The 685-nt window shown below is 67.2% G+C and carries 1 protein-coding gene and 1 pseudogene; one reads left to right on the top strand and one right to left on the bottom strand.

Going from position 1 to position 685, the window contains the following annotated elements:
• Positions 1 to 435, bottom strand: a pseudogene (locus HZZ16_RS36965) (phosphate signaling complex PhoU family protein); the annotation flags it as partial.
• Here HZZ16_RS36965 and HZZ16_RS37045 point away from each other — a divergent pair.
• Positions 436 to 685: phosphate signaling complex PhoU family protein (locus HZZ16_RS37045; protein ID WP_376707620.1), on the top strand; the 250-nt coding region annotated here is incomplete at its 3' end.

A 685-nucleotide genomic window follows, 5' to 3' on the forward strand; every position in this document is an offset into this window, starting at 1 on the left:
GGATGCAGAACGAGATGTTGCGCGGGTCCTCCATCATGTAGGTGAGGAGCTCCCGGAACAGCGAGGTGCAGATGGCGTCGACTTCCTCGTCGCCCTTCCACACCGCCATCGCCGCCGGCAGGTCGTGCGCGGCATAGGCGTCCAGCACCGACTTGACCTGCTGCTGCACGAGGTCGGTCATGTGTTCCAGGCCGCGGAACAGCTTGAGCGGATGGAAATCCGTCTCCAGCGCTGCGACGCGCTTGCCCATGTTCTTGGCGAGATCGTCGGCGCGATGCGCGTTGCGACCGATCTCGAGCGCATCGCGCCGACGATCTCGCGCAGGTCGACGGCCATCGGCTGGCGGCGGGCGATGGTGAGCACCGCGCGCTCCTCGATGCGCTTCTGCAGCGCGTCGTCACCACCGACGGCGAGCTCGACGCGCTGCAGAAGCGCATCGAGGAGCGCGCGGTGCTCACCATCGCCCGCCGCCAGCCGATGGCCGTCGACCTGCGCGAGATCGTCGGCGCGATGCGCGTTGCGACCGATCTCGAGCGCATCGGCGATCTCGCCAAGAACATGGGCAAGCGCGTCGCAGCGCTGGAGACGGATTTCCATCCGCTCAAGCTGTTCCGCGGCCTGGAACACATGACCGACCTCGTGCAGCAGCAGGTCAAGTCGGTGCTGGACGCCTATGCCGCGCACG

This window comes from Bradyrhizobium glycinis (assembly GCF_016031655.1).
Classification (GTDB): domain Bacteria; phylum Pseudomonadota; class Alphaproteobacteria; order Rhizobiales; family Xanthobacteraceae; genus Bradyrhizobium; species Bradyrhizobium glycinis.